Genomic DNA, 23,592 nt, shown 5'->3' on the forward strand with positions numbered 1-23,592 from the left:
CAGGGCATCATCCTGATGCCCGTCGCCTCGCGCCGCTAGGAACCGAGAAGCCCCCTCGCTCGCGAGGGGGCTTCGTCGCGCTCACTCGTTCAGGTTGCGGTAGCCGCGATCGCCCTGCGACACCTCGTCGTGGGCCTCGCGCGCGCTGACGATCTCGGCCCCCGAGGCATCCATGCGATCGAAGGGGACCTCGGCGACGAACTCCTCGAGGTCGTCGGTCTCGGCCTCGAGCCGCGCCTGGTCGAACGGGGGCAGGGGCTGTTTCTTGGGGACGGGCATCCGGCACCTCCTCGCTTCTGGGGCCTCGCTCGGATGAGGAGGATAGCGCGTCGCATGGGGCGTGACAACCCGCGGTTAAAAGCGCACCTCGTAGAGGTGGACGCGGCACGTCACCCCGTTGATTTCGAGGCTCTTGCGCGCGCCGGTGTCTTGCAGGCCGCAGGCCTCCCAGAAGGCGAACGCCCCGGAGTTGCCCGCCACGACGCCCAGCACGACGCGCTCGAAGGGGCCCGTGGCCACCCATTCGAGCCACTGGAAGAAGGCCGCCTTCCCGATGCCTTGCCCGTGCAGGTCGCCCCGGACGAGGAGCAGGCCCAGGTAGGCGGTCACGGCGTCGGGATGGCCGAGCAGGAAGTCCAGGTGCCCGACGAGCTCGCCTTCGCGGTAGAGGCCCCAGACGTGGTGCGAGTCCCCGACCCCCGGCGCGTCCTTGAGGGCCTTCTCGGCCTCGTCGTCAGCAAGCCCCCCGAAGAGGCCGAAGTACCCGGGCACGCTCGCGTAGACGGCCTGCAGGGCGCTCGCATCCCACGGCTTGAGCTCCTTGAACTCCAGGTTGCAGGCCATGGGCTCAGGACACCGCACCGGCGCGGCGCGAGGCGAGGCGATCGCGCAGGGCCTCGAGGGTCAGGCAGTTGAGCACCTGGCCCGGCTGGACGCCGCCCTTGCGGGCGATGCCCACCCCGATGCGGGTGTCCTTCAAGCCGTCGACGGAGTGGGCGTCCGGGTTGATGGCGATGGTGACGCCGAGCGAGAGGGCGCGCCGCAGGTGCCGCCAGTCGATGTCGAGGCGGTGGGGGTTGGCGTTGAGCTCGATGACCACCCCGTGCGCGGCGGCCGCCCTGAAGACCTGCTCGAGGTCGAGGGCGTAGGGCTCTCGCCCGAGGAGCAGGCGGCCTGTCATGTGGCCCAGCATGGTGACGTGGGGGTTCGAGAGGGCCTTGACCAGCCGCGCGGTCATGGCGGCCTCGTCGAGGCCGAAGCGGGAGTGGACGCTCGCGATGACGAAGTCGAAGCTCGAAAGCGTCTCGTCGTCGTAGTCGATGGTGCCGTCGGCGAGGATGTCGGCCTCGATCCCCTTGAGCAGGGTGATGCCCGAGAGCTGGTCGTTGAGGCGATCGATCTCGGCGTGCTGCTCGCGGATGCGATCGCGCGACAGGCCCTGGGCGTAGACCGCGGCCTGCGAGTGATCGGAGATTCCGACGTAGCGGTAGCCGAGGGCCTGGGCCGCCTTGGCCATGGCCTCGATGCTCGCGCCACCGTCCGAGTAGGTGGTGTGGACGTGGAAGACCCCCTGAAGGTCCGAGAGCTCCACCAGCTCGGGCAGCGGGCCCGCCTCGGCCAGGGCGATCTCGTCCTGGCCCTCGCGCAGCTCGGGCGGCACGTAGGCCAGATCCAGCTTGGCGAAGATCTCGGCCTCGTCGTGGCAGGGGATCAGCGCTTCTTCGCGCCACAGCCCGTACTCGTTGAGCTTGAGGCCGCGCTGCTGCGCGCGCTGGCGCAAGAGGGTGTTGTGCTCCTTGCTGCCGGTGAAGTGGTGGAGGGTAAAGGGATACTGGGCGTCGCTCACGACCCGCAGGTCCACCGAGAGGCCGTTGTCGAGGCGCACCGCGCTCTTGGTCGTGCCGTGCCCGATGACCTCGGCGACGCCCGGCATGGCGACGAAGGCGGCCATGACGGCCTCGGGCTCGTCGCTCGACGCCACCAGGTCCACGTCCTTGACCGTCTCCTTGCAGCGGCGCAGGGAGCCTGCGATCGCCGCGCGCCGGACGCTCGGGTGCTCGGCGACGGCCTCGAGCAGCCTCTCGGCCGTCTCGATGACCTCGGCGTACAGGAAGCGTCCGAGGTTCTGCTTGAAGAGGCGGATGCCCGCGAGGATCTTGTCCTGGGTCTTGGCCCCGAAGCCCGCGATCGCCACCAGCCGGTTCTCGTTGCAGGCATACTCCAGTTCGCCGACCGAGGCGACGCCCAGGCCCTCGTGGATGGCCTTGATCTTCTTGGGGCCGAGGTTGGGGATGTCGAGCATCTCGATGAGGCCCGAGGGGGTCGTGGCCACCAGCTCGGCATGGAGCGTCGAGGCGCCGGTCTTGACCAGCTCGGAGATCACCTCGGCGAGCCCCGCTCCGATCCCCTTGACGGATTTCAGCTTGCCTTCGGCGACGAGCGCCGCGAGGTCCAGCTCGGCGGTCTCGATGAGGCGGGCGCCTCCCGAGAAGGCGCGGACCTTGAAGGGGTTCTCGCCCTTCAGCTCCATGAGGGTGGCGATCGCTTCGAGGGTGCGGGCGACGGTCTTCTGGTCCATGGGCTCCATCCGCGAGACTGTAGGGGACTGCTCCTTTCAGTTTAGAGCGCGCGGGCGTGCCCCGTAAAGGAAGCGGGGGCGCCTCAGGCGCCCCCGCTTCGGGATGGGTTAGCGGTGCTCGGGGTGGCTCATCCCGCCGCCGCCGCCCATGGTGGCGCTGGCGATGAGCGGAAGCTCCGTGCCGATCTTGCCCACCATCTGGCCTGCCAGCTGGGTCGCGTTCTTGGCGCGGCTGTCGATCGCGCTGATCAGCTTGCGGGAGTCCTCGCGCAGGGCGTTGACGTGCTGAACCTCGGTGCTCTGGGCCTTGATGCCGTGGGTCATGGTCAGGGCCTTCTCGGCCGCGATCAGGTGCAGCTGCATGTCGCGGGCGTGGAACTTGGCGATCTCGAAGTCACGAACGGCGAGCGCCGACTGGGTCATGGCGGCCGAATCGCCGGCCCCGGCCAAAAGCTCGCTCGCGGACTGCATCGGGCGGGCCATGGCCCCCCCGCCGCCGCCCATGGGCATGGCGCTGGCCATCTGGTCGTAGAAGGCGACAAAGCGCATGACCAGCGCGTTGCTGCCCTTGATGCCCGCCTCGCGCTCGCCCAGCATGCCCTCGAGCTTGTCGGCCTCCGTGCGGATGGCGCCGAGCCGGTCCATGGTGGTCTTGTCGAGGTTGGAGGACGCCTGGTCGAGGTGGGTGATGATGAGCTTCACGTTGGCCAGGTGGTTCTTGGCCATTTCCTCCATGCCCATGGCCATGGAGGACTGGACGTTGAGGGCCTCGGTGTAGGCGTGGTCGAGCTGACCCTTGAAGGAGAGGCCATCGGGCAGCATCTGGTGCATGCCGGACATCTTCTGCTTGTGCTGCACGGTGGTGCTCGAGGCCTGGGCCGAGTGGCTCTTGGCGAAGGCCGCAGGGGCGACCCCGACGACGAGCGCGAGCGCGAGCGGGATCAGGCGGGTGGTGCGATGCATGAAGTCGAGCTTCCTTTCTGGGTGAAAGCGGCTGACGGATCGACGGTGAAATCGAGCGATTTGTTGCTTAATGATAAGCTTAACTTAAATTAACAGTCAAGCCTTCATTCGCGGGGACTTCCCCGGCGAAAGCGAGCGAGGATGGGCTATAATCGTCGAGCCCCTTTCCCCTCTAGCGACCTCGTGAGAACCCCGTGACCTGCCCCCATTGCCAGGCGCCCAGCGTCCCTCATGCCCGTTTCTGCGCCCAGTGCGGGACGCGCCTCGTCGCGCCCGCCGATCCGGTGGGCGATCGCCGGGTGGTGACGGTGCTGTTCACCGACGTGTCGGGCTTCACCGCCATGAGCGAGCGGCTCGACCCCGAGCAGGTCGCGGCGATCGTCAACCGGTTCTTCGCGGTGCTCACCGAGCCCATCTATCGCTACGGCGGGGTGGTGGACAAGTACATCGGGGATGCGATCATGGCCCTCTTCGGGGCCCCCGTCGCCCACGAGGACGACCCCGAGCGGGCGCTGGCGGCCGCCTGGGAGATGCAGCTGGCCGCCGCCGCCTTCGCCGAGGCCCTCGAGGCCGACACCGGCATCCGGCTGCGGGTGAGGGTGGGCCTTCACACGGGCCTGGTCATCGCCGGCGAGGTCGGCGGCACCCACAAGCGGGACTACACGGTCCAAGGCGAGACGGTCAGCCTCGCCTCTCGGATGGAGGCCCACGCGACCCCGGGGGCGATCCTGGTCAGCGAGGCGACGTACCGCCTCACCCGACACGCCTGGCACTTCGAGGAGCGTGGAGATGGGGTCCCGAGCGCTCGCGAGGGCGCGGTGCGCGCCTTCGAGCCGCGGGGGCCGAGGGCCCTCGACGCCGCGCCGAGGCGCGAGCGGCCCGCCTTCGTCGGGCGCTCGTCGGAGCTCGCGCGCATGCAGACCGCGCTCGGACGGGCGGTGGCCGGGGAGCCCCAGGCGGTGTGGATCAGCGCCGAGGCCGGCATGGGCAAGAGCCGGCTGGTGCGCGAGGCCCTGTCGCGCTGCGAGGGGATCCGCGTCCTGCGCGCCCGCTGCCTCTCCTATCGCCGCTCGGTCAGCGACGGCCTCATCGCCGCCCTTCTGGCGGACTGGGTGGGCGAGGAGGACCTCGCCCCACCGGGCCTCTCGGCGTGGTGCCAGGCGCAGGGGGCAATGGACGCCGCGCGCGAGGCGGAGCTGCTCGGGTACTTCCTGGGCCGGGAGGTCGAGAGCGTCGAGCTTGGCCAGCTCTCGCCCGAGGCCCTGCGCGGTCTCGCCTTTCAGACCCTCGAGAGGCGCCTGCTCTCGGCAGATCGTCCGCTGGTCCTCTCCCTTTCTGACCTGCAGTGGGCCGACGAGGCGTCGCGCGAGTGGCTCGCGGCCTTCATGCGGCGGGTGGCCGCTTCCGACTCCCCGCTCAGGATCCTGGTCGTCGGGCAGAGCCGCCTGCCGGATGACGTCCTGGCCTTCGAGGCGCCCGGCCTGGCCTCGACCCGATTCGCGCTCGGTCCGCTGACCGGCCCCGAGAGCGACGCCCTCGTGCGAGCATTCCTCGACCTGGCTTCCGACACCCAGACGGCTGGCTGCGCGGAGGTCCTCGCCCAGGTGCGCACCCGCGCCGAGGGAAACCCCCTCTACCTGTGCGAGCTGCTGCGCTCCCTCGTGGAGGCCGGGACCATGGTGCGCGGCCCGGAGGGCTGGCACCTCGCGCCCGATCGCAGGCCGGAGGCCTTGCCGAGCAGCATCCAGGGCGTCGTCGCCGCGCGCGTGGATCGCCTCTCGACGAGCGCCCGCCGGGCCCTTCATGCGGGGGCCGTGATGGGGCGGGAGTTCTCCTTGAGCCTCTTGGACGCGGTGGCCGGCCTGCCGGAGACCGAGGCGGCGCTTGGCGAGCTGACGCGCGCCGACCTGATCCACCCTCGTCCCCGCCAGCCAGGCCTCTACGCCTTCAATCAGGCGCTCATCCAGGAGGTGGCCTACGAGGGCATCCTGCTCAAGGAGCGGCGCGCGCTGCACGCGCGGGTGGGCCAGCGCCTCGAGGCCGCCGCCCAAGGGCAGCAGGGCGAGAAGGCTGCCCTCCTCGCCCTGCACTTCACGCGGGCGGAGGATTGGCCCCGGGCCCTCGGCTACCGTCACTCGGCGGGCCTCTTCGCCCAGCGCCGCTTCGATGCACCAGGCAGCCGCGCGCACCTGGCCGAGGCCCTGGCCCTGCGCGAGCGCCTCTCGTGCGACGAGGCCCCCACCCCGGTCCAGAGCGAGATCCGGACGGCTCTCGCCGCGGCCGAGGCGACCACCGGGGCCTATCCCGCCGCCCTGGAACACCTGGCGCAGGCGCGCGAGGGGGCTTCCACGGCTTCCGAGCGCGCCGGCATCCTGCGCGCCGAGGGCGGAATCCACGAGCGCCTCGGCCGCTACGAAGACGCCATCGTCTGCTACGAGTCGGGCCTGTCCCTTCTATCGGGAGACGAGGCGGGCCTGCGCGCCATGCTTCTCGGCGCGCTCGCCCAGGCCGAGGTCGGTCTCGGCCGGTTCGAGGGTGCGATCACGCGCTGTGCGGAGGCCCTGGCGGGCCTCGCGGGCGATGAGGCGCGCAAGGACCTGGCGTTCTGCCACTCGGTGACGGGCATCGCCCTGGGCAAGCTCGGACGCTACGACGGGGCTCTTGCCGCCCACCAGGCCGCCCTCTCCCTGCGCGAGGCCTGCGAGGACACCCTCGGGGTCGGCTCGTCGTGCAACAACCTCTTCCAGCTCCATTACGAGCTGGGCGAGTTCGAGCCGGCCCGCCACTTCATCGCGCGGGCCATCGCGGCCTTCACCCGGGTGGGGGACCAGAGCCGCATCGCCACGGGTCACAGCAACCTCGGGGCCCTGTCCCTGGAGCTGGACGAACTGCCGGAGGCGGAGGCCCACTTCCGGGAGGCCCTCGCCGTCTGCCGGCGCATCGGCTTCGCCTCGCGCGAGGGCGGGATCCTGTGCAACCTGGGCGAGGTCTGCTCCAAGCAGGGGCGGCACGCCGAGGCGATCGCCCACCTCGAGGAGGGCCTGCGGGCCCTCGAGGCCCTGCGCAACGTCGAGATCCTGGGCGAGGGCTATCGCATGCTCGCCGAGGCGTGCCTCGCGGCCGCTCGCCCTCGTGCGGCCTGGGAGGCCATCGTGAGGGGGATCCGGCTGACCCGCAAGGGCAAGAGCGAGGCCCAGCAGGCGGTCTTCTGGGCGCTCTGCGGCGAGGCCTTGGCCCGCGAGGGCCGACTCGATCAGGCGATCAAGCGTCTTTCGCGCGCCATCGCGCGCCTCTCGGCCCTGGGCAACCGCCTGGAGCTCGCCCGCGCGCGCTTTCGCCTCGCCCGCGCCTGCCACGAGGCCGGGCGCCACCAGGCCGCCCTGGCCGAGGCCGAGGAGGCGGCCGCGCTTTTCAAAGCGCTTGGCGCCCGCTATGATCAGAGGGTCCTCGCCGCCTGGCGACGCGACGTGCGCCCCGCCTCCCCCCCGTCTCCCCAGGAGGTCCCATGATCCGCCGTACGATCGCACTCTTGCTCCCAGTCACCCTCGCCGGCTGCGCCAACCTGCTCGGCGAGCTGGGCGGCGGCACCACCGTCACCGGCGTCGTCAAGGCGCCCGAGACGCAGCAGGCGGCCATCGCCTTCACCGACGCCTACCGGACCGCCGGCACCATCGCCGGGGAGCGCGCGGTCAGCGAGGCCGAGGTCAGGGCCTACGGCGCCGACGGCAACGCCATCGGTGGGATGGTCAAGGCCAGCAAGTCGGGCCTCTTCGAGCTCAAGGGCCTGCCCAGCGGCAAGGCCGTGATCCTGGTGGCGACCGCCAAGAGCAAGAGCGGCGGCACCCTGCGGATCACCGCCTTCACCAAGCCCGCGGGCACCAGCTCCGTGCGCGACCTGAACACCGCCTCGACCATCGTCGCCGAGAAGCTCAAGGCCACCCTCTCGGCCGCCAAGCTCGACGCGCTCACCCAGAACGACGTGGACACCCTCGAGGGCCGCGTCAGCAACACCCTCGACACCGCCGACATCCCCGATCTGACCTCGGCCACGGCCGCGCTCGAGGCCTTCGACAAGGTCGAGCGGAAGAACGCGAGCATCGCCAACGCCTTCGCCTCGATCAGCGAGGGGCGCGCGATCGCGTCCGTGCGCTGACAAGAGGCCCCCCTTCGGGCATCATTCCCCCATGACCAGGTCCCGCACCCTCATCCTCGCCCTGAGCGTCGCCCTCTCGGCATGCTCGAGCGCCCCGACCACCCCCGTCACGGCCCGTACCGCCTGGGCCGCGGGGGGGCTGGTCCGCCAGTTCGTCCTGGGCGAGGCGATGCGCCTGGAGCTCGGCGAGGCCAGCCGCCTCTTGCTGGCAGTGAGCGCCGCCCACGCCGAGGCCCCCGCCTTCCAGTTCCGGGTCCAGGGCCGGGCTCCGGCCGGGGGCGAGTCGCGCTTCGGTGAGTCGGGGGCGCGCCTGGTGCGCGAGCCCGGCGCCCTCGATCGGGCCCCCGTCCGGCGCGCGCAGGCGGCCAAGGACACCGAGACCTTCTGGATCAACGTCGGGGACTCGACCGAGCAAGGCGATCGCGAGCGCACCGCGAAGCGTCGCCTCACCACGGCCCACGCCCACTTCTACGTGGACGCCGACGGGGCGCAGGGCGTCACCGACGAGCAGCTCAAGCGCCTGGGGGACGCCTTCGAGACCCGCATCCACCAGACCGTGACCGGCACCTTCGGCGCCGATCCAAAGACCGATCCCTCGGGCGAGAGCCGGGTCTACGTGGTCCTCTCGCCCGCGGTGGACAACTTCGGCAAGGACAAGGGCCTGATGGGCTACTTCTGGAGCCGGGACCTTCTTTCGCCGGCCACGAGCGGCCTTCGCGCCCACTCCAACCAGAAGAAGGTCATCTTCCTGACCAGCCGCCTGTTCGACCAGCCCGCCCAGACGGTCTTCGGCACCCTCGCCCACGAGTTCACCCACCTGTGCATCTTCAACCAGAAGGTGCTCCTGCCCAACCGCGCCACCCCCGAGGAGACCTGGCTCGACGAGGGCTGGGCGATGCTCGCCATGGACCTGTGCGGCTACGGCCTGCGCGCGGGCAACGAGGCGATCGCCCGCGACATCAGGAGCTTCGAGGAAGCGCCCGCCTCCTACTCTCTCACCGACTGGGCAGGCAATCCCAACGGCTTCTCCTACGGGCTGAGCTACCTCTTCGGCCGCTACCTCTACGATCGCTTCGGCGCCGAGGTGGTCAAGGACGCCCTCGCCGCCCCCGGCACGGGGGTCGACGCGATCCAGGGGGCGCTCGCCAAGCGTCAGGCGAGCTTCCAGGACCTGTACTGCGACTGGACGGTGGCCAACGCCGTCAGCGGCCTGAACCTCACCGACGAGCGACGCTTCTCGTACGCGAGCGACGTCAATCTGCGGGGCACCTACGGGGGGGTGACGCTCGGCGGGGTGCAGGCCGTGGGCGTCGCCGGCTTCCCGAAGGGCCTGCCGGGGGCCCTGCGCCCATGGAGCACCGCCTACTACGACCTGAAGGCCCCGGCCAAGCGCGCGTGGGCCTTCGATTTCCGATCGGGCTCGGGGCTGTTCGGCGCGGCGGTCGCCCTGCCCTGAGCAGGGCGCCTCAGCGCAGGGGCGCGGTGCGCGAGAGGAAGGTCTCGGCGTCCTGGGTGCGGGCGTTGAGCGAGAGCCTGGCGATCTCGGCGTCGAGGGCGGCGACCCGCTCGGAGATGACCGGGTGATCCCCGAAGGCCTCGAACGCCTTGGGGGTGTCGCCGACGGTCTCGGCCAGCGTCGTCAGGAAGGCCCCCAGAGCGTGGGGGTCGTAGCCCGCCGCGTTGGTGTAGATGGCTCCGTAGTGGTCGGCGTCCGTCTCGAGCGAGCGGCTGTGCCCCTTGAGGACCAGGCCGGCTGCGATCTTGCCCGCCTGCTGGATAAGCGCCGGGGTGCTGCCCAGGGCGGCCGTGGTGATGCCCTGGGCGACCATGGCCGCGCGCAGGCTGTCGACGCCGTGCTTGCGCGCCACGTGCACGGCCTCGTGGGCGAGCACCCCGGCGAGCTCGGCCTCGCTCTTCATGGCCTTGAGGGCCGCGGTGGTGACGAAGATCTCGCCGCCCGGCAGGGCGAAGGCGTTGAGCTCGGAGCTTTCGATGACGTGGAAGGTGTAGGGCATATCCGGGCGATCGGAGCGCGCGGCGACCTTCTTGCCCACCGCGTCCACGTAGGCGTTGACCTGGGCGTTGGCGTAGGGCGGTGTCTTGGGGTCGGCGAGCACCTCCTGGGCGGCGGACTTCCCGATCTGGATCTCTTGTTCGTCCGAGATGGGCAGCAGCGCCTGCCCTGCCACCAGCCCGCCCGCCAGGATCTGGCTGCAGCCCGGGACGGTGCCCAGCAGGGCCGCGAGGCAGAGCGCCCCCCACAGTTTCTTCATGGTTCCTCCTTCTGTCGCCTCTTCCATGACGGGAGCCGGAGGCGACAGGTTCCCTTTGATTCTAGCCGATCTGGAGCGCCTGGCGAAGCGGGGCCATCGAGTCGCCAACGGCGGCCATTGGGCCGTTCGTCTTTGATGTAGGGACGAAAGTCCTCATTCGGTGAGATTTTGTCGTTCCTATGTTAAATTTTTGACCTGAATCCAGGTGTGAAGCGCGCCCTATGCTATAGTAAGCCCATCAAGTCGGCGCTCCCTCGTACTGCTGCCGATCGGCAGCAACCCAATGAAAGGGTGATCCTCAGTGACGTACCGCAACCGTGCTCTCAACCGGATGCCCGCTCGGGGCGAGGGGCCCAGCACCTCGCGGCCCCGCAGCCCGTCGATCGATATCCTCAAGCGCGCCCTCGAAGTCGCCGGTGTCAACCGCAAGACCTTCGTCAAGGAGACGGATCTCAGCTACGAGTACGTGTCGCGCATCTTCAACTCCAAGGTCAAGTTCCCGACCGTGCGCGAGACCCTCGAGCGCTTCGCCGAGGTGGCCAGGATCGACCCGATGGTCTTCCCGGAGTACCAGCAGCTCGTCAGCGTGCTGCCCGAGTCGACCCGCAAGCTCTGGAACCGTCTCCAGGAGGTGGGCCTGACGCGCCAGGAGTTCGCCAACCGCGTCGAGATCTCCCGCACCTACATGTACGAGATCCTGCGCGGCGACGTGCCCTTCCCCCGCAACCCCGAGGTCATCGAGAAGATCGCCGAGGTCCTCGAGGTCGCTCCCGAGACCTTCGGCGAGTACCTCGCCCCGGTCCAGGACTGGGCCGAGCGCAACCCGCTGGCCATCGAGCACGTCTTCATGAACCTGCTCGTCACCAAGATGCTGATCGCCCGCGGCCACCTCAAGGAGGGCGGCTCGGCCGAGAAGATCTCGGACGAGATGCTCTCGATCTTCCCGGCCGAGGAGCGCTACGAGCCCGTCGTCCGCGCGATCATGGCCGCGATGGGCAAGGGCGGCTTCGATGTCCGCAAGCTCGCCCTCGAGGCGGACGTCCCCGAGCGCGACGTGCGTCTGCTGCTGATGGGTCAGATCCAGACCGAGGACCTGCCCGAGACCGCGCGCAAGCTCAAGGAGCTCCTCGAGGTCGCCTAGCGGATCCGAGCGGCGTCTCGCTCAACCGCCCCGATTGTGTTAGCATCACCGGAAGCGAGGATCCTCGCTTCCGGTGATGCTTTTTGAGGGGGGGCGCCGCATGGCCAACCGCGACATCCTGCTGGTCGAGGACAACCCCGACACGGTCGAGTTCCTGATCCGGCGCCTCAACGACGTGGGCTACCGGACCCGCATCGCCCGCAACGGCCTCGAGGCCCTGCGCGCGGTGGCCGCCGAGCCGCCCGCGGCCATCATCCTCGACATCCACCTGCCGCTGATGAACGGCGACGACCTGTGCCGAACGATCCGGCAGGATCCCCGCACGGCCAAGGTCCCCGTCATCTTCGTGACCGCCGAGTCCGAGGAGCGGGTGCGCGATCTGCTCGAGCCGGGCACGACCGTGTGCCTCGAGAAGGCCATCAAGGTCAAGTCCTTGCTCGCTGCCCTCGAGCAGCTGGGGATCCACCCCGGGGCGCTCCCCTCGGCCTAGCGCACGCCCTACTCCGCGCATCCCTCGCCGGCGTTTGCGAGCCGCGGCAGCAGCACCCGAAAGGCACTGCCCCCGGTCGGGGGGCTCTCGAGCGAGATGCCCCCCAGCAGGCGCCGCACGATCCTTGCGACCTGGGCGAGCCCGACCCCGCTCCCCTCGATTTCCGCCTGGCCTCGCACCCCCGGCTCGAAGACCCGCGAACGGAGCTCGGGGGCGACCCCGGGCCCGCTGTCCTTCACGACGAGGCAGGCGTTTCGCCCCGAGGCGCCGAGGTGGATCGCGACGCTCCCGCCGGGGGGCGTGTACTTGTGGGCGTTCGAGAGCAGGTTGTTGACGATGGTGGCGATCTCGGGCTCCTCGCCCGCGACCCGCAGGGGGAGCGCCGGAAGATCGGCGTGCAGCTTCAGGCCGCGGCGAGCGAAGGCGGCTTGCCAGGTATCGACGGCCTCGCGCACGGTCCGGCCCGCGTCGCACCCCTCCGGGGCGGGATGGGTAGAGCATGCGATCGCTTGCCTCAGCCGCCCGCGCATCCGCGTGAACTGTCGCTCGATCAGCACCAGGTGCCCCAGCTCATCGAGCCCCGAGGCGCGCTCCTGCAGGGCCTCGGCGGCGAAAACCGCCGGGGTCAGGTCGTTGATCAGGTCGTGGTACACGGTGCGCTGGCGCTCCTCCTGCGCCTCGAGCTTGGCCGCAAGCCGCCGGCAGTGGGCTGCGCGGCGCTGCGCCAGCCGGGCCTGGAAGGCCAGGGCCTGCTCCCTTTGCTCAAGGCCCGCCTGCTCGAGGGCGGCCTGCCAGCGCGCGAACAGGCCCTCGAAGCGGCCCCCCTCCAGCGAGGAGAAGGGTCTTCCCCCGCGACCGATCAGGTAGTCGAGGGTTGCCCCCTCGTAGTCCAGCGAGCCGATCGCGACGACGGCTTCGCGGCAACTCGCCGCAAGATGGAAGGCCGCTCCGTCCCAGCGGACCGGCGCGAGCGGGAAGGTCGCAGGAGGCTTGCCGGCGTGCGCCATGACGACCCCCGGCTCGTCGGGCAGCCGCAGGCACGCCCAGGCGTAGTCGGCCTGGAACTGCGCGCACAGGGAGTGCGCGAGGATCTCGATCAGGTAGGGAGCCAGGCCGCAGGGGGATGGATCGAGCGGTCGTTCAGCGATGCTCTGCTGGATCATGGCGCCTCCTGTCGTGACGCGGCGCGCTCAGGCTGACCGGCGGCCGGGGAGGAGAACCAGACCATTGCGATTAATTTGTAGGCGATCAGTATGACATAATTTTTGATTATGTCCGATCTAATTATGTGAGAGGATCGTGAGGCTTTGCCGCTTCCCCTCGACGCGACGCGCCGCGGCCCCTGGGGAGCCGCGGCGCGAAGACGGGTGCTCGTTTACTCGGTGATCCAGGTGTCGATGGCGCGCGAGTAGGTGAGGAGCTCTTCGGGCTTGAAGAAGATGCCGAGCTCACGCGCGGCGCTCTCGGGGCTGTCCGAGCCGTGGATGATGTTGCGGCCGATGTCCGAGGCGAAGTCGCCGCGGATCGAGCCGGTCGCCGACTGGGCGGGGTTGGTGGCGCCCATCATGGCGCGGGCGGTGGTGATGACGTTCTTGCCTTCCCACGCCATGGCGACGATGGGGCCCGAGGTGATGAAGTCGACGAGGCCGGCGAAGAAGGGCTTGCCGTTGTGCTCGCCGTAGTGGGTCTCGGCCTGCTCGCGGGTGACCTGCATCAGCTTGAGGCCGATGAGCTTGAAGCCCTTCTTCTCGAAGCGGGCGACGATCTCGCCGACGAGGCCGCGCTGGACGCCGTCGGGCTTGACGGCCAGGAAAGTGCGTTCCATGGTGCTTGTGGGTTCCTTTCTACGTGGGGGGAAAATGTTCTAGCGCTTCTTGGCGATCGCCTGGCGCGCGGCGCGCGCGACGTCGACGCCCAGGAGGCCGTACTTCTGGAGCAGGGCGTCGGCGGTGCCGGACTCGCCGTAGGTGTCCTGGGTGCCTACCCGGCGGACCGGGACGGGGCACTCCTCGGCCAGCACCTCGCACACCGCGCCGCCGAGGCCGCCGATGACCGAGTGCTCCTCGGCGGTGACCACCGCGCCGCAGCGCTCGGCCGCCGCCACCAGGGCCGCGCGGTCGAGGGGCTTGATCGAGCCCATGTTGATCACGGTCGCCTCGATGCCCTCGGAAGCGAGCTCGTCTGCGGCCAGGAGGGCCTGGTGGACCATCACGCCGCAGGCGACGATGGCGACGTCCTTGCCCTGGCGCAGGGTCTCGGCGCGGCCGATCTTGAAGTCGACGGGGCCCTCGCGCTTGATGACGGGCACCGCGGGGCGGCCGAGGCGGAGGTAGACGGGGCCGACGTGCTCGGCGGCGGCCCGGACCATGGCCTCGGTCTCGGGGCCGTCGGCGGGGACCAGCACCGTCAGCTCGGGGATCACGCGGGTGATGGCGAGGTCCTCGAGGATCTGGTGGGTCGCGCCGTCCTCGCCCAGGGTGAGGCCCGCGTGGGTGGCGGCGATCTTGACGTTGAGGTTCATGTGGCCCGCGGAGTTGCGGACCATCTCCCAGGCCTTGCCGACCGCGAACATGGCGAACGAGCTGGCGAAGGCGACCTTGCCCGCGAGCGCGAAGCCGCAGGCGGTGTCGACCAGGTTCTGCTCGGCGATGCCCATGTTGAAGAAGCGCTCGGGGAACGCGTCGGCGAAGTACTTGGTCATGGTCGAGCCGGAGAGGTCCGAGTCGAGCACGACGACGTCCGAGCGCTCGTGGCCGAGCTGACGAAGGGCCTCGCCGTAGGCGGTGCGGGTCGCGATCTTGTCCTTGGTGTTGACGACGGGTGCGGCCATTAGCTCAGCTCCTTCAGGGCGATCTCGGCCTCGTCGGCCGACGGGGCGGTGCCGTGCCACTTGACGACGTTCTCCATGAAGGAGACGCCCTTGCCCTTCACGGTCTTGGCCACGATGCAGGTGGGCTGGCCGAGCATGGGGGTCGCCTTGGCCTTGTCGAGGGCGAGCAGGATCGAATCGAAGTCGTGGCCGTCGATCTCGATGACGTTCCAGCCGAAGGCGCGGAACTTCTCGCCCACGTCGCCGAGGGCCATGACCTTCTCGGTCGGCCCGTCGATCTGGAGGCCGTTGCGGTCCACGATGGCGATCAGGTTGCCCGTCTTGTAGTGGGCGGCGGCCATGGCGGCTTCCCAGACCTGGCCCTCCTGGCACTCGCCGTCGCCCAAGAGGGCGTAGACGCGGCTGTCGCGGCCGTCCATGCGCAGCGCCAGGGCCATGCCGTGCGCGAGCGAGAGGCCGTGGCCCAGGCTGCCGGTCGAGGCCTCGATGCCGGGGATCTTGTGCATGTCCACGTGGCCCTGGAGGCGGGTGCCGATCTGGCGCAGGGTCGTCAGCTCGCCGGCATCCAGGTAGCCCGCCTCGACCAGGACGGCGTAGAGGCCGGGGGCGCCGTGGCCCTTGGAGAGGACGAAGCGATCGCGATCGGCCCAGTCGGGGCGCTTGGGATCGTGGCGCATGTGGGCGAAGTACAGCGCCACCATCAGGTCGGTGCACGAGAGGCTCGTGCCCGGGTGGCCGCTCTTGCCGTCGCGGATCATGGTGATGATGTGGCGCCGGGCGGCCCGGGCGCGCTCGGCGAGTTCGGCGTGGCGCGCCGAGGTCTGCGGGATCGTCTGCTCCAAGTGTGCGCTCCTTCATGCGTGGGCATGCGTCGGCCACGGGTGGGCCCCGCCGAAAGGCGGTCCAAAAGGGCGGCCTGTCAGGCTTCAACCTGCATCAATCATATCATGGACGGGGCTTCCCCTGCTCGGCTCTCGCGAGCCCCCCTCGGCCCGGATCCTACTCCTCGACGTGCAGGTCCACCTCGAACAGGCGCCCCCAGGGAAGGCTAGCGACGATCCTGGCTATCGGATGCCGGGAGAAGCGCTCGCGCCACATGGCCGTCAGCCGGGGGCCCACCGTCGGCTCGAGCTCGGCGATGGAGGCGCCCGAGCGCAGCTCGGCGCGCAGCTCCTTGCGAAGGCACGCCTGGTAGAGCAGGTCGTCGGCCATCCGATCCAGCATGTACCGGCGCTGGGCGGCCTCGTCCCTGTGTGCCGGGTCGAGCCACGCGCTCGCCTGGGCGACCACCGTGCCCAGGGTGTTGCCCGCAGTGTTCCAGGCGGCGAAGGCCGCGAGCGTCGTGGGGTCCACCCCGTGGGCGAAGAGGGCGAGGTCGGCCCCGTTGGCGTAGGCCACGTCCGCGAGCGCCACCGGCCTGTCGCTGCGCTCGATGGTTCGGACGAAGGGGGTGAGGTCCCTCGGGGGGTGGTCCACCCGGTCGAGGTGAAGGTCCAGGACCAGGTCCCCCTGGCCGGTGGCCGGCGTGTTGGCCATCAGCCGAAAGTCGGCCTCCTCCGGGGTGGGGACCACCACGCCGCCCGCCGCCTGGACCTGAGAGGCGATGGTCCTGGCGAGGGGACGATCCTCGTACATGGGCACCATGTCGCCGCCGGTGGGCGTCGAGGTCTCGACGAAGAAGCGCGGGACCCGGCCGCGCACCCGGTTGAGGTGGCGAGCGACCAGGGCGCTTGCGACCTCGTCGGCCCCCGGGTAGACCAGCACCCTTTCCGAGAGCCCGGCTCGCTCGACGTGCGCGACCAGGGCGCGCTGCTCGCGCACGTTGAGGCCGAAGCGGCCCGTGTCGTCCTGGGTCAGCAGGAGGGCCTCGAAGCAGCCCTCGGCGGCCCAGTCGATCATCAGCCGGGTGACGGCGAAGTTGCGCTCGCGGGTGGCCAGGTAGTCCTCGATGACCGCGTCGGGGATGCGCGCGCGGGCCTCCTCGGCGGCCGCGCGGTCCGCCGAGAGCCCCTCCTGCTCGAACTTGTCCTGGTGATACGAGTAGGCGTAGATGGCGCGGCCGTGCGCGGCCCAGTAGGCCTTCTCCTCCTCGACGGCGGCCTCGGCGGAGAGGCGCATGGTGACGCTGAAGGCGTAGAGGGCAAGCTCAGGATGGCGTCGCTTGAGGGCCTGCAGCCGCTCGAGCCGCGCGCGGATCGTCGCGAGGGACTCGCTCGACTGGCGGCTCGGGATGAGGCCGCCGTACCCCAGGGTGTCGAGGGAGACGACCGCTCCCTGCGCCTCGGGGGCGCGGGCCTCGAGCCAGGCGAGAAGCGAGTCGGGGTCGGCCGGCCGCAAAAGGTTGCCCATGGCCTCGCGGGGCGGGCGCAGGACGCTCAGCCGGCCGATCGCCGCGATCTCGGCCGGCAGGCGGTAGGTGGCCGGGCGATCGTCGAGGGGGACGAGCAAGAGGGGGCGGGTCATGGAAAAGCCTCCTGGCAACGGTTTCGAGGGGAGTCGAGAAAGAGGGGGGCGGGGGCGTCCTTGGCGCGGATGGCGGTGTTCTGTCGGCACAATCGACCGATGACACTCCCTTCGTGAAAAACTATAATCCCCTCGCAAGCGGCGGAATGCCGCAGCCGGCAAGCGTTATGGCCCTGAGCCGGCAAGCCGCTGCCATGCGGCCGGGTATGAGGAGGGATCGTCGGTGTTATCGAATGCAACCAAAACAGGCCCCACGTTACTCAAGGTGTCTTCCAAGTCGAACCCGGCGTCGGTCGCAGGGGCGATCGCCGGCATGATCCGCGAGACGGGTCGCTGCGAGGTCCAGGCCATCGGGGCCGGGGCGGTCAACCAGACCGTCAAGGCCATCGGCATCGCCCGGGGGTACGTCGCCCCCGGCGGCATCGACCTGGTCGCGGTCCCGGCCTTCCTCGACATCGAGGTGCAAGGAGAGGAGCGAACCGCCATCCGGTTCATCGTCGAGCCGCGCCCCTAGGGGGCCTGGTCTCCTGCGCCGTCGCTCCTGAGGCGATCGCCCCACTGGAGCTTGCGGCGCAGGGTCGTGAAGAAGTCCCGCGTCTCGAGCCGGACCATCCTGGTCACGTGCGCGGAGCGCCTGAAGGTCATGGCGTCACCCGGCTGAAGATGGCCCACCGTGCGGCCATCCGCGGTCAGGATGGCGCCTTCGGCCCGTTCCTTGACCACGATCCGCACCGTGCGCTCGTCCGAGAGGACCAGGGGGCGCGCCGTCAGGGTGTGGGGGCAAATCGGCACGAAGATGAAGGCCGGCACGTCCGGGGCCATGATCGGCCCGTGGGCGGCCATGGCGTAGGCGGTCGAGCCGGTGGGGGTCGAGACGATGAAGCCGTCGGCCCCGTAAGTCGCCACGTGCGAGGCGTCGGCGAAGACCGCCGCCTCGAGCATGCGGCCCGAGGCGCCCTTCAGCACGACCCCCTCGTTCAGGGCGAGCTCGCTTGCGACCACCCGGCCGTCCCGCACCAGGGCGACCTCCATCAAGGGCCGCTCCTCGACGGCGTAGTCCCCCGCGATCAGGCGCTCGAGGCCCAAGGCCAGCTCGGGGTACGAGACCTCGGCCAGAAAGCCGAGCGTGCCCAGGTCCACCCCCAAGAGCGGCGTTTTGCTGGGGGCCACCATTCGCGCCGCCCTCAGGAAGGTCCCGTCGCCCCCGAGCACCACCACGGCGTCGACCGCGCCAAGGCCCGCGGCCGAGCCCGCGACCGCCACCGCCTCGCAGCCGAGCTGCTCGATGGTGAGCCTCACCTGGTCGACCAGGGCCTCGATCTCGGGCTTGGTGGCGTTGTACACCACCCCGATCGCCTTGGCCCTCATTCCGGGCTCTCCTCGAAGGCGCGCGCGTGGTGGGCGCGCTCGACCACCTCCGAGTAGGAGGGCACAGGCGCCTCGCTCGGCGTGCGCCGCCAGTAGGCGAGGAACTCGATGTTGCCCTCGGGCCCCTTGATCGGCGAGTGGGTGAGGCCCCACAGGTGAAGCCCGAGGGCCCCGGCCGCCGCGTCCACCTCGAAGAGGACCCGCTCGTGGACCTTGGCGTCGCGGACCACCCCGCCCTTGCCCACGTCCTGCTTGCCTGCCTGGAACTGGGGCTTGATGAGCGCCACCACGTCGCCGGGGGGGACGAGCAGGGCGGTGATGGCGCCCAGGACCTTCTCGAGCCCGATGAACGACACGTCGATCACGCACAGGTCGGGGCGCTCGGCCGGATCGGCCGAGAGGGCCTCTGGCAAGAGGTGCCGGACGTTGGTCCGCTCCATGACCACGACCCTCGGGTCCTGCCTGAGCTCCCAGGCGAGCTGTCCGTAGCCCACGTCCACCGCGTAGACCTTGCGGGCGCCGCGCCTCAGGAGCACGTCGGTGAAGCCCCCGGTGGAGGCCCCGGCGTCCATGGCGATCCGGCCCTCGACGGGGACCCGGAACGCCTCGAGGGCCTTCTCGAGCTTGAGGCCCCCGCGCGAGGCGTAGCCCGGCCCCTTGCGCTCGACGCTGAGCGCGGCCGCGGGGTCGGTGGGGGTGCCGGGCTTGGTGGCCGCGACCCCACCGACCTTGACCCAGCCGGCGATGACGGCCCGCTGGGCCTGCTCGCGGCTCGAGAAGTGGCCCTGCTGGACCAAAAGGGCGTCGAGGCGCTCCTTCTTGACCTTGCTCATGGGCTAGAGGGCATTGAGGGCGTTGATCGCGAAGGCGACCGCCACGCCGAGGATCGCCCCGCCGATCACCTCGCGCGGGGTGTGGCCCAGCAGCTCCTTGAGGTGGCTCTCCTTGAAGGAGAGGGAGTGCTGGAGGTCCTCGACGATCTTGTTGAGGATCCGCGCCTGCTTGCCCGCGGCCTGGCGGACGCCCGCCGCGTCGTACATGACGATGAAGGCGAAGACCAGGCTCACGTCGAAGAGGGGCGAGTGGACCCCCTCCAGGATGCCGACGGTGGTGGTCAGGCCCACGACCAGGCCGGTGTGGGAGCTCGGCATGCCGCCGGTGGTGACGAGGGTCCTGACGTCGATCTTGCGCTTCTTGAACCAGACCGTCGCGAACTTGATGAGCTGGGCGAGGGTCAAGGCGACGACCCCGGCGATGAGCGCCTGGTTTGCGATCACTAGTGCTTACGCTCCGAAACGAACCGGGCGATCGCCCGGAGGGGGGTCGCGGCGGCGCCCAGGGGCGCGAGGGCCTCCTCGGCCAGGCGGATCTGGCGCTCGGCCTCGGCGCGGGCGGCCGTGACGCCGTAGAGCGCCGGGTAGGTCGCCTTCTGGACGGCGACGTCCTTGCCCGGGCTCTTGCCCAGCTCCTCGGCGGTGCCCGTCAAGTCCAGAAGGTCGTCGACGATCTGGAAGGCGAGCCCGAGCGCCTCGGCGTAGGCGGTGAGGGCCGAGAGCTTGGCGTCGTCGGCCTGGGCGGCGTGGGCGCCCAGCCGGCAGGCCGCCCTCAGCAGCTCGCCGGTCTTGTGGCGGTGGATGTACTCGAGGGTCTCCTTGTCGACGGCCTGGCCCTCGGATCGCACGTCCACCACCTGGCCTGCGACCATGCCGAGGGTGGCCTTGGCGAACTCGGCGACGGCCAGGACGGCGCGCTCGGCCGGGATGTGGCGCGGCAGGTCCTCGCAGAGCACCTGGAAGGCGTAGGTCAACAGGCCGTCGCCCGCCAGGAGCGCGAGGGCCTCGCCGTACACCACGTGGTTGGTGGGCCGCCCCCGGCGCAGGGTGTCGTCGTCCATGCAAGGCAGGTCGTCGTGGACCAGGCTCTGGGTGTGGACCAGCTCCATGGCGCAGGCGGCGCCCATGGCGGCCTCCGGCTCGCCGCCAGCGGCCTCGCACGCGGCGAGCACCAGCATGGGCCGCAGGCGCTTGCCGCCCGCCACGACGCTGTAGGCCATCGCCTCCCACAGGGGCTCGGGCCGCCTCGGGGCGAGCAGGGCCGCCAGGGCGCCCTCGACGCGCGAGGCGCGGTCGTCCCAGTAGGCATCCAGCGAGAAGGTGTCGGTCGCCGAATCCAATTTCAGAAGTCCTTCCTGTTGAGCGCGCGCGGCGCGAGGGGAGCGGGCCGGGTGACCGCGCTTTCCCGGGCAGAGGGGCCCCGCCGGCCTGACGATTATACCGCACCGTCGCTTTCTTGTGGCTCTCGCCTCGCCCTCGCGCCCGGGCGGGCGAGCGCGGGCGATGTGCTAGAATGACCTGAAATGAACCGGGCTTGCAAGTATTTCACGCTTGCCAAGAATACGGTTCTCGGGGCCTCGTGCCCGCCTCCCTCCCTTAGCCGTCATCGAAGAGGAACACCGTCTTGAAACACTCCCTCGCGCTTTCCGTCGGTCTGGTCGCCCTGAGCTTCGGCGTCGCCTCGCCGGCCATGGCCCAGATGAAGACCTCCAAGCCCGCCGAGCCCAAGGTGGCCTCGCCCGCGGCGACCTCGTCGGCCACCCCCTCGGTCGAGGTCGAGCTGCCCGCGACCCCCTCGGCGACCATGTCGCTGCCGGTCGCGGCGGCCCCTGCTGCGCCCGCGAGCGCGGGCGGCGGCTTCTCGTGGCCCAAGTCGCCCGTGCCCATCAGCGTCGGGGTGGTGTTCGACGGCCCCGGCAGCCTGAGCACCGGGGGCTTCGAGCAGGTGCCGCTGACGGGCGTCGCCCAGGCGAACGTCCCCGGCCTCGGCACCGCCCAGACGGCTGCTTCGGGCTACGGCCTGACCGCCGAGCTTGGCCTGCCCATCGTGACGCTCGGCGCTCGCCTCCAGAACTACGGCTTCGAGGCGTCGCCCACGGCCAAGTTCGAGAACCTTCCGAGCGTGCCCGGCGCGACCCCCAACCCGCCCGCGACCATGGCGGCCTTCTTCCCCACCGGCTACCAGGAGGTCTCGGCGAGCGCGTTCGGCCTGTCGCTCGGCTACCGCAACGAGTCCTTCGGCGGCGGCGCCAACTACGCGGGCACCTACGGCAGCATCATGGGCGGCCTCGGCCTGGGCTTCGGCCTGTTCGACCTGGTGGGCGTCAACGCGGGCCTCAAGGCCGGCTACACCGTCGCGACCCCGGAGGCGCTCCCCAAGAACATCAAGCACATGCCGGTGGACGGTGACGCCCACGTCTACGCCAAGCTCTTCATGGTCAAGGCGAAGCTCGGCTACAAGCTCGCGGGCGCGGTCAACGCCGATCCCGGCGAGCTGGTCGCGGCCCTGACCAACCCGAGCTCGCTGATCCCCAAGGACGGCACCGGCATTCCCCAGGAGAAGGTCGATACCCTCACCGCGACCCGCTACGGGCTGTACAGCGGTCCCTACATGGGCATCGAGCTCAGCTTCTAGTTCATTCCCATCCCGCAGGGGGCCCCGCGCGGGTCCCCTGCTTGCTCTATCGCAGCAGGAGGACACCATGCGCATGCGCCTTGCGGCTCTCGCCGTCACGGTGGCGATCGCGGCCACCGGCGGCCTCGCCGCGCCGGCTTCGGCCTTCACCCCGGTCAGCGAGTTCAAGGACATCACCCCGGATCACTGGGCCTACAACGCGATCAAGGCGCTGGTCGAGAAGTACCAGATCATGGAGGGCTTCCCGGACAACACCTTCCGGGGCACCCGCACCATCTCGCGCTTCGAGCTCGCCGCGGCCCTCTCCAAGGTCATGGCCCGGGTCGAGGAGATGGTCGCCGCGGCCACCGGCGAGGCGCCCCAGCCCGCCCGCATCCAGCCCAGCGTGAACGCCGACGACCTGCGCACCATCGGCAGGCTCCAGCAGGAGTTCAAGGACGAGCTGACCGGCCTCAAGGGCCGCGTGGACACCCAGGACCAGCGCCTGGTCTCACTCGAGAAGCGCATGCGTCTCGGCGGCTCGCTCGAGGCCCTCTACCGCACCTACACGGTACAGCCTAACAAGCAGGCCTCCGAGATGGACGACCTGCGGATCGCCACCCACCTGACCCTCGACTCGGAGATGGCGCCGGACCTGTCCTACCGGGGGCAGCTCTCGATCTACAACGTCGGGGTCAAGCGCCTCGCCAACGGCTACCAGGGCACCGAGGGCGGCCAGTACAACGCCGCCTCCGACGCGGGCACGCCCCTCTACGTGCGGCGCTCCTACTTCTCCTGGACGCCTTCGGCGGTGTCGGTCCACGCGGGCGTCATGACCTTCTCGGACACCCTTCGCATCGGCTCGAGCCTCAAGAACGACTTCCGCACCGGCCCCACCTGGATCCAGGCCCAGAGCGGCTACGGCTTCGTCGGCACCCCGCCCCTGCAGCCGCCGGCCGCCCCCAGCACGACCGACCAGGGAACCCTGGTGACCGCCCCGATCGATCCCTTGTCGGGCCTGCCCATCATCCCGGGCCGGATCCACTGGAACCCGGGCGTCAACGTGGCCGAGGACCTGCTCGATCCCAACTCGGTCTGGGCGGTCAACACCGGATCGGCCCCCGCCGCGGTCGTCACCACGACCTTCGGCCCGGTCGAGCTGGGCGCCGGTCTCAACTACGGCACGCCGGGGGCCTCCACCCAGATGGCGCTGTCGGATCTGCCCCGCACCTTCCCCATGATCGCCGAGTACTACCAGGGCTACAGCCTCGCCAAGGCGGGCCTCGACCTCGGCATCGCCCGCATCGGGGCCTACGGCCGCGCCGACAACGGGGCGCTCACCCAGCTGACCAGCGGCTCGGTGCCGGGCAAGGGCTGGGGGGCCACGGTCGACCTGGGCACCGACGCCCTGGGCCTGAGCCTGAGCTTCGCCGAGATGACCCGTCGCAGCGCCTTCGACTCCAACCGCTACGCGGAATCGAGCGCGTTCCTGGTGACCAACAGCCTCTTCGGCACGGGCATCGGGCTGGGCATCGGCACCAAGCTCGGCGATTCGCCCGCGGCCAACCAGGCGGGGCGCGCCATGTCCTTCATGGACTACGACTGGAGCTCGACCGGCGCCTACGTGCGGGTTCCCTTCTTCTCGGTGATCCCGACGCTGACCATCGCGGCCCAGCACTCGGGCCGCAGCGTGTTCGCCACCGACCTGGGGTCGGGGCTGTCGGCGATCGCCGAGATCCAGCTCTCGCCGGGCCTGCCCAACCTCTTCCTGGAGTACGACATGGGCCGCTTCTACGGCACGGCGACGTCGCCGAGCGCGGACCCGGGCAAGGACAACCAGCTCATCGGGGGCGGCTTCCCGACCCACGAGCAGATCGTCCTTGGCA

General features: G+C 70.4%; 22 protein-coding genes. 8 read left to right on the plus strand and 14 right to left on the minus strand.

Annotation, left to right across the window (positions count from 1 at the left end):
- Window positions 1-81 precede the first annotated feature (81 nt).
- The 4 genes from V6D00_08795 to V6D00_08810 all read right to left on the minus strand — a co-directional run bounded on the left by V6D00_08795 (window position 82) and on the right by V6D00_08810 (window position 3,541).
- A complete protein-coding gene (locus tag V6D00_08795; GenBank protein ID HEY9899264.1) occupies window positions 82-279 on the minus strand; it encodes a hypothetical protein in 198 nt (65 codons plus the stop codon).
- A gap of 75 nt (window positions 280-354) precedes the next feature.
- Complete coding sequence (locus V6D00_08800; GenBank protein HEY9899265.1) at window positions 355-843, minus strand: GNAT family N-acetyltransferase; 489 nt, start codon at window positions 841-843, stop codon at window positions 355-357.
- A 4-nt stretch (window positions 844-847) separates the two neighbouring features.
- Entirely contained in the window at window positions 848-2,578 is a 1,731-nt protein-coding gene (gene polX / locus V6D00_08805; protein HEY9899266.1) for a DNA polymerase/3'-5' exonuclease PolX, read from the minus strand.
- Window positions 2,579-2,686: 108 nt separating this feature from the next.
- On the minus strand, window positions 2,687-3,541 hold the full coding sequence (locus tag V6D00_08810) for a hypothetical protein (protein ID HEY9899267.1): 855 nt from the start codon (window positions 3,539-3,541) through the stop codon (window positions 2,687-2,689).
- A gap of 194 nt (window positions 3,542-3,735) precedes the next feature.
- Here V6D00_08810 and V6D00_08815 point away from each other — a divergent pair, with 194 nt between their 5' ends.
- Genes V6D00_08815 through V6D00_08825 form a run of 3 tightly spaced genes read left to right on the plus strand, consistent with a single transcriptional unit; the run spans window position 3,736 to window position 9,150 of the window.
- Window positions 3,736-7,050, plus strand: coding sequence for an adenylate/guanylate cyclase domain-containing protein (locus V6D00_08815; protein HEY9899268.1), 3,315 nt, complete (start codon window positions 3,736-3,738; stop codon window positions 7,048-7,050).
- Window positions 7,047-7,694 carry a hypothetical protein gene (locus tag V6D00_08820; GenBank protein ID HEY9899269.1) on the plus strand — a complete coding sequence of 216 codons (648 nt, stop codon included), beginning with the start codon at window positions 7,047-7,049 and terminating at the stop codon, window positions 7,692-7,694. The genes V6D00_08815 and V6D00_08820 overlap by 4 nt, the downstream gene beginning before the upstream one ends.
- Before the next feature lie 31 nt (window positions 7,695-7,725).
- Complete coding sequence (locus tag V6D00_08825) at window positions 7,726-9,150, plus strand: hypothetical protein (GenBank protein ID HEY9899270.1); 1,425 nt, start codon at window positions 7,726-7,728, stop codon at window positions 9,148-9,150.
- Between the two features lie 10 nt (window positions 9,151-9,160).
- On the opposite strand, the gene V6D00_08830 is transcribed toward V6D00_08825, so the two are convergent.
- Complete coding sequence (locus V6D00_08830; protein ID HEY9899271.1) at window positions 9,161-9,967, minus strand: M48 family metalloprotease; 807 nt, start codon at window positions 9,965-9,967, stop codon at window positions 9,161-9,163.
- 301 nt (window positions 9,968-10,268) lie between these two features.
- Between V6D00_08830 and V6D00_08835 the strand changes: the two genes are divergently transcribed.
- Window positions 10,269-11,108, plus strand: coding sequence for a helix-turn-helix transcriptional regulator (locus V6D00_08835; GenBank protein ID HEY9899272.1), 840 nt, complete (start codon window positions 10,269-10,271; stop codon window positions 11,106-11,108).
- Between the two features lie 100 nt (window positions 11,109-11,208).
- Window positions 11,209-11,598, plus strand: a complete 390-nt coding sequence (locus V6D00_08840; GenBank protein ID HEY9899273.1) for a response regulator — start codon at window positions 11,209-11,211, stop codon at window positions 11,596-11,598.
- An 8-nt stretch (window positions 11,599-11,606) separates the two neighbouring features.
- On the opposite strand, the gene V6D00_08845 is transcribed toward V6D00_08840, so the two are convergent.
- The 5 genes from V6D00_08845 to V6D00_08865 all read right to left on the minus strand — a co-directional run bounded on the left by V6D00_08845 (window position 11,607) and on the right by V6D00_08865 (window position 16,891).
- Window positions 11,607-12,761: a HAMP domain-containing sensor histidine kinase gene (locus V6D00_08845; protein ID HEY9899274.1), complete on the minus strand. Its 1,155-nt coding sequence runs from the start codon at window positions 12,759-12,761 to the stop codon at window positions 11,607-11,609.
- Window positions 12,762-12,973: 212 nt separating this feature from the next.
- Window positions 12,974-13,423 carry a nucleoside-diphosphate kinase gene (gene ndk, locus V6D00_08850; protein HEY9899275.1) on the minus strand — a complete coding sequence of 150 codons (450 nt, stop codon included), beginning with the start codon at window positions 13,421-13,423 and terminating at the stop codon, window positions 12,974-12,976.
- A 39-nt stretch (window positions 13,424-13,462) separates the two neighbouring features.
- Complete coding sequence (locus tag V6D00_08855; protein ID HEY9899276.1) at window positions 13,463-14,428, minus strand: transketolase family protein; 966 nt, start codon at window positions 14,426-14,428, stop codon at window positions 13,463-13,465.
- The gene (locus V6D00_08860; protein HEY9899277.1) at window positions 14,428-15,270 is read right to left on the minus strand and encodes a transketolase; all 843 of its coding nucleotides are present in this window, start codon (window positions 15,268-15,270) and stop codon (window positions 14,428-14,430) included. Before V6D00_08860 ends, V6D00_08855 begins: the two co-directional genes overlap by 1 nt.
- 157 nt (window positions 15,271-15,427) lie before the next feature.
- Entirely contained in the window at window positions 15,428-16,891 is a 1,464-nt protein-coding gene (locus V6D00_08865; protein HEY9899278.1) for a DUF4127 family protein, read from the minus strand.
- A 223-nt stretch (window positions 16,892-17,114) separates the two neighbouring features.
- Between V6D00_08865 and V6D00_08870 the strand changes: the two genes are divergently transcribed.
- Window positions 17,115-17,405 (plus strand): stage V sporulation protein S, encoded by a 291-nt coding sequence (locus tag V6D00_08870; GenBank protein HEY9899279.1) that lies wholly within the window; start codon window positions 17,115-17,117, stop codon window positions 17,403-17,405.
- On the opposite strand, the gene V6D00_08875 is transcribed toward V6D00_08870, so the two are convergent.
- From V6D00_08875 to V6D00_08890, 4 genes are read right to left on the minus strand one after another with little or no spacing between them, the layout of a single operon-like run.
- Complete coding sequence (locus V6D00_08875) at window positions 17,402-18,259, minus strand: NAD(+)/NADH kinase (GenBank protein ID HEY9899280.1); 858 nt, start codon at window positions 18,257-18,259, stop codon at window positions 17,402-17,404. The two genes, V6D00_08870 and V6D00_08875, sit on opposite strands and share 4 nt — an antisense overlap.
- Complete coding sequence (locus V6D00_08880; GenBank protein ID HEY9899281.1) at window positions 18,256-19,092, minus strand: TlyA family RNA methyltransferase; 837 nt, start codon at window positions 19,090-19,092, stop codon at window positions 18,256-18,258. The genes V6D00_08875 and V6D00_08880 overlap by 4 nt, the downstream gene beginning before the upstream one ends.
- 3 nt (window positions 19,093-19,095) lie before the next feature.
- Window positions 19,096-19,536: a divergent PAP2 family protein gene (locus V6D00_08885; GenBank protein HEY9899282.1), complete on the minus strand. Its 441-nt coding sequence runs from the start codon at window positions 19,534-19,536 to the stop codon at window positions 19,096-19,098.
- Complete coding sequence (locus V6D00_08890) at window positions 19,536-20,432, minus strand: farnesyl diphosphate synthase (GenBank protein ID HEY9899283.1); 897 nt, start codon at window positions 20,430-20,432, stop codon at window positions 19,536-19,538. The genes V6D00_08885 and V6D00_08890 overlap by 1 nt, the downstream gene beginning before the upstream one ends.
- Window positions 20,433-20,716: 284 nt before the next feature.
- On the opposite strand from V6D00_08890, the gene V6D00_08895 reads away from it, so the two are divergent.
- Window positions 20,717-21,727, plus strand: a complete 1,011-nt coding sequence (locus V6D00_08895; protein ID HEY9899284.1) for a hypothetical protein — start codon at window positions 20,717-20,719, stop codon at window positions 21,725-21,727.
- 67 nt (window positions 21,728-21,794) lie between these two features.
- A partial coding sequence (locus V6D00_08900; GenBank protein ID HEY9899285.1) for an iron uptake porin occupies window positions 21,795-23,592 on the plus strand: 1,798 nt, incomplete at its 3' end.

The sequence above is a fragment of the Pantanalinema sp. genome, from assembly GCA_036704125.1.
GTDB lineage: Bacteria > Cyanobacteriota > Sericytochromatia > S15B-MN24 > UBA4093 > JAGIBK01.

Excerpts from the sequence above, each read along its gene's own strand:
- V6D00_08820 (HEY9899269.1), top strand. The coding sequence starts at position 7,047 with ATGATCCGCCGTACGATCGCACTCTTGCTCCCAGTCACCCTCGCCGGC.
- V6D00_08865 (HEY9899278.1), bottom strand. The coding sequence starts at position 16,891 with ATGACCCGCCCCCTCTTGCTCGTCCCCCTCGACGATCGCCCGGCCACC.
- V6D00_08845 (HEY9899274.1), bottom strand. The coding sequence starts at position 12,761 with ATGATCCAGCAGAGCATCGCTGAACGACCGCTCGATCCATCCCCCTGC.
- V6D00_08875 (HEY9899280.1), bottom strand. The coding sequence starts at position 18,259 with ATGAGGGCCAAGGCGATCGGGGTGGTGTACAACGCCACCAAGCCCGAG.
- V6D00_08855 (HEY9899276.1), bottom strand. The coding sequence starts at position 14,428 with ATGGCCGCACCCGTCGTCAACACCAAGGACAAGATCGCGACCCGCACC.
- V6D00_08880 (HEY9899281.1), bottom strand. The coding sequence starts at position 19,092 with ATGAGCAAGGTCAAGAAGGAGCGCCTCGACGCCCTTTTGGTCCAGCAG.
- V6D00_08795 (HEY9899264.1), bottom strand. The coding sequence starts at position 279 with ATGCCCGTCCCCAAGAAACAGCCCCTGCCCCCGTTCGACCAGGCGCGG.
- V6D00_08810 (HEY9899267.1), bottom strand. The coding sequence starts at position 3,541 with ATGCATCGCACCACCCGCCTGATCCCGCTCGCGCTCGCGCTCGTCGTC.
- polX (HEY9899266.1), bottom strand. The coding sequence starts at position 2,578 with ATGGACCAGAAGACCGTCGCCCGCACCCTCGAAGCGATCGCCACCCTC.
- V6D00_08840 (HEY9899273.1), top strand. The coding sequence starts at position 11,209 with ATGGCCAACCGCGACATCCTGCTGGTCGAGGACAACCCCGACACGGTC.
- ndk (HEY9899275.1), bottom strand. The coding sequence starts at position 13,423 with ATGGAACGCACTTTCCTGGCCGTCAAGCCCGACGGCGTCCAGCGCGGC.
- V6D00_08800 (HEY9899265.1), bottom strand. The coding sequence starts at position 843 with ATGGCCTGCAACCTGGAGTTCAAGGAGCTCAAGCCGTGGGATGCGAGC.
- V6D00_08830 (HEY9899271.1), bottom strand. The coding sequence starts at position 9,967 with ATGAAGAAACTGTGGGGGGCGCTCTGCCTCGCGGCCCTGCTGGGCACC.
- V6D00_08825 (HEY9899270.1), top strand. The coding sequence starts at position 7,726 with ATGACCAGGTCCCGCACCCTCATCCTCGCCCTGAGCGTCGCCCTCTCG.